The organism is Caballeronia sp. M23-90 (assembly GCF_053574605.1).
The window spans coordinates 1-3,672 of record NZ_JBSIPA010000575.1; the positions used below are offsets into that span (position 1 = coordinate 1).

3 protein-coding genes are annotated in these 3,672 nt (G+C 61.3%); all 3 read right to left on the reverse strand.

The genetic code is table 11. The features are described from left to right. Positions 1-118: 118 nt before the first annotated feature. The 3 genes from ACRXB1_RS32740 to leuC all read right to left on the reverse strand — a co-directional run bounded on the left by ACRXB1_RS32740 (position 119) and on the right by leuC (position 3,569). Positions 119-1,441 (reverse strand): dicarboxylate/amino acid:cation symporter, encoded by a 1,323-nt coding sequence (locus ACRXB1_RS32740; protein WP_449494390.1) that lies wholly within the window; start codon positions 1,439-1,441, stop codon positions 119-121. Between the two features lie 102 nt (positions 1,442-1,543). After that, entirely contained in the window at positions 1,544-2,161 is a 618-nt protein-coding gene (leuD, locus tag ACRXB1_RS32745) for a 3-isopropylmalate dehydratase small subunit (RefSeq protein ID WP_449494391.1), read from the reverse strand. Further along, entirely contained in the window at positions 2,154-3,569 is a 1,416-nt protein-coding gene (gene leuC / locus ACRXB1_RS32750; RefSeq protein ID WP_449494392.1) for a 3-isopropylmalate dehydratase large subunit, read from the reverse strand. Before leuC ends, leuD begins: the two co-directional genes overlap by 8 nt. Positions 3,570-3,672: the final 103 nt, after the last annotated feature.

Below are 3,672 nucleotides of genomic sequence, written 5' to 3' on the forward strand. Positions count from 1 at the left end.
TGCTACGACCGCGCCGGCGCAGCCGGGCGCAGGCGGCAGCAGCAAGTCGCAAGGCTTGCCGGATTATTCGGACCCGGCAGCAAAGTAACGCTGATCTACCGCTGAACTCGCGGTACGGCTATCGGGCTGTATCGCGAGGAATCGGCGCCGGCGAGGGTTCTCCAACCCGCCGCGGCATTCCGAGCTGCGCGCGCAACATCCCTCGATCCAGCTCCTTCTCCCAGGCAGCGACCACGATCGTCGCCACGCCGTTGCCCAGAATATTCGTGAGCGCCCGGCATTCCGACATGAACCGGTCGATGCCGAGAATCAATACCATCGCCGTCACCGGCACGGTCGGCACCACCGAAAGACTCGCGGCCAGCGTGATGAATCCGGCGCCGGTCACGCCCGTCGATCCCTTCGATGTCAGCATGGTCACCGCCAGCAGCGTGACTTCCTGCATGACGGTCATGTGCGTGTTCGTGGCCTGCGCGAGGAACAGCACGGCGAGCGTCATGTAGATGTTGGTGCCATCGAGATTGAACGAATAACCGGTCGGCACGACCAGACCGACAATCCCGCGCGAACATCCGAGCCGTTCGAGCTTTTCCATCAGTTGCGGCAACGCAGCTTCTGATGTCGATGTCCCCAGCACGATCAACAACTCGTCCCTGATATACGCCAGGAAGCGAAACAGGCTGAATCCGCACAGCTTCGCGACCAGCCCAAGTCCACACGTCACGAACAGGAACGCGGTCAGATAGAACGTGCCGATAAGTTTCATCATCGGCAGGAGGGATTCGATGCCGTACCGGCCGATGGTGAACGCCATCGCCCCGAATGCGCCGATGGGCGCAAGACTCGTGATCACGTGGACGATCTTGAAGAACGCCTTCGACAAGGCCTCGATCAGCCCGATCACCGGCTTCGCCGGTTCGCCCATTACGGCAAGCGCAGAGCCGAACAGCATTGCGATCAGCAGCACCGGCAAGATGTCGCCCTGCGTAAATGCGCCAACGAACGTGTCCGGAATGATGTGCATCAGGAAACCAGCCAGACCTTCGCCGTGCTCGGCCTTGGCCGCATATCCGGCGATCGAGCTGGCATCGAGTGTCGATGGATCGACGTTGAAGCCCTTGCCCGGCTGCAGGATATGCGCGGCGAGCAAGCCGATGGCGAGAGCAATCGTCGATACAACCTCGAAGTAGATCAGCGCCTTCCCGCCCACACGCCCGACTTGGCGCATGTCGTGCATGCTCGCGATTCCCGTCACCACCGTACAGAAGATCACCGGACTGATGATCATGCGCACGAGTTTGATGAAGGCGTCGCCAAGCGGTTTCATCGCGATGCCGTCGGCGGGAAGGAAGTGGCCGAGCAATATGCCCGTAATGATCGCGGCGATCACCTGGACATAAAGCACTTTGTAGAAGGGTTTCCTGGCGCGCTTGAAATTCATGTCTCCTCCGTTGTTGAGGCAAAGCGCGTCCCCGCCGCCTTTGGCAAACGCCGAAAAGCAGTCAGGGTCGCGTCGTTTTGAATGCGGCCGAAGCCGCGCGGGCTACATCACGGCAGCCCAGGGATAGCGCTCGAAGTGGCGCTTTTCGAAGGCCTGAATATCGGCGAGTTGTGTAAGCGTCAGGTCGATCGTGTCCATGCCTTCGATCACCATGCGTTTATGGCGCGCCCCCAGCGGGAAGCTGAAAACCTTGCCGCTCGTGTCCGATGTCACGGTCTGCGCTTCGAGATCGATCTTGAGCCCGGATTCCGGATCATTCAGGGACTCACGCAGTAGGACGTCGACCGCCTCACGGTCCAGTTGCACGAGGAGCAGGCGATTGTTCATTGCGTTCGAGTAGAAGATTTCAGCGAAACTCGGCGCGATCACGGCATCGAAACCATATTGCTGAAGGCCCCACACCGCGTGTTCGCGGCTCGATCCACAACCGAAATTCGATCCGCCAACCAGGATGCGTGCGGCTTTGTACTGCGGCTGGTTCAGTACGCAGGATTGAATCGGATCGCCGTGTTCGTCGAAACGAAGGTCGTAGAGAAGGCCTGCGCTCAAACCGGCTTTGTCGATGATCCGAAGGAATTGCTTCGGCATGATCTGGTCAGTGTCCAGATTTTCGATGGGCAACGGCGCAGCGCTGCTTTCGATCATGGTCAACTTAGACATGGAACCTCTCCAGCGTGCGGACATCGGTGATCCTGCCGGTCAGTGCGGCGGCGGCGGCCATCGCGGGGCTCATCAGATGCGTGAGGCCGCCGCGTCCTTGCCGGCCTTCGAAATTGCGATTGGTCGTCGATGCACAGCGTTCGCCCGCTTGCAAAAAGTCGTCGTTCATCGCGAGACACATGGAGCAACCCGGCTCGCGCCATTCAAAACCGGCGCTTTTCAACGTGTCCGCGATGCCTTCCGCTTCGGCCTGACGACGCACGGAGCCCGAGCCCGGCACGACCATCGCGCGCACGCCCTGGGCGACCTTTTGCCCGCGAACGATCGCCGCAACGATACGCAAGTCCTCGATCCGCCCATTCGTGCACGAACCGATAAACACGCGGTCAATCGGCGTTCCGGCTATCGGCTGATTCGATTCGAGCCCGATGTACTCCAGCGCCCGGCGCAATGCTGCAGTGGCTTCCGGCGTGGCCTGGGAAGCGGCGTCGGGCACGAGCGCGTCCACGCGCATCGCCTGGTCGGGGCTCGTGCCCCACGTGACGAACGGCGCAATGTCGCTTGCGTTGAAGCGGTGCTCGGCATCGAAGCTTGCGCCGTCGTCCGACTTGAGCTGCGTCCAGTCGGCGAGCGCGGCTTGCCACGCGGTGTCATCGAGCGATGTTGCATGCGCACGGACGTAGTCGAACGTGGTTTGATCGGGCGCGATCAATGCCGCTCGCGCGCCCGCTTCCACGGTCATGTTGCACAAGGTCATGCGCGCTTCGGCCGAAAGCGTGGCGATCGTCGAGCCGGCGAATTCAACCGCATAACCCCGCGCGCCCTGAGCGCCGATCTGACTGATGATCCAGATGATCAAGTCCTTCGACGACGTGCCGTATGGCAACGCGCCGTCGATCGTGATGCGCATGGTCTGCGCCACGCGATAAACAAGCGTCTGCGTCGCAAGAACATGCTCGACCTCCGACGTGCCGATACCGAACCCCAGCGCCCCAAGCGCGCCGTAGGTAGTGGTGTGGCTGTCGCCGCACAGCACGGCCATGCCCGGGCGAATCAGGCCCAGCTCCGGCGCGATGATGTGCTCGATGCCCTGCAGCGGATCATTCGCGGCGAACAGGCGAATGCCGGCTTTATCGCAATTGCGCGCGAGGTTGTCGGCTTGCAGCAAGGACGCGGCGTCGCGAATCACGCGCGGCGATTCGGCGTGCGTCGGGATGATGTGGCTCACGACCGCGAGCTGCTGCTTCGGACGGCGCACGGGGCGGTGCTTCTCCGTGAGACCGCTGAACGCTTGCGGACTCGTGTACTCGTTCATCAGATGCAGATCGACGTACAGCAGGACGTTCTGGTCGTCGATATGCGAAACCGTGTGCGTATCGACGAGCTTTCCTAAGAAACTCACCTTCACGCTGGCGAGTCCTGAGGCTGTAGTGAATATCCAAATTGCGCCGCGCGGCGATGAAGCTGTTTGATGACACGGTCCCTGTACTGCTGTTCGTAATGATCCGCAC

What these genes read in the sequence shown, in the direction of transcription:
- ACRXB1_RS32740 (WP_449494390.1), bottom strand. Translation starts at nt 1,441, where the DNA reads ATGAATTTCAAGCGCGCCAGGAAACCCTTCTACAAAGTGCTTTATGTC.
- leuD (WP_449494391.1), bottom strand. Translation starts at nt 2,161, where the DNA reads ATGTCTAAGTTGACCATGATCGAAAGCAGCGCTGCGCCGTTGCCCATC.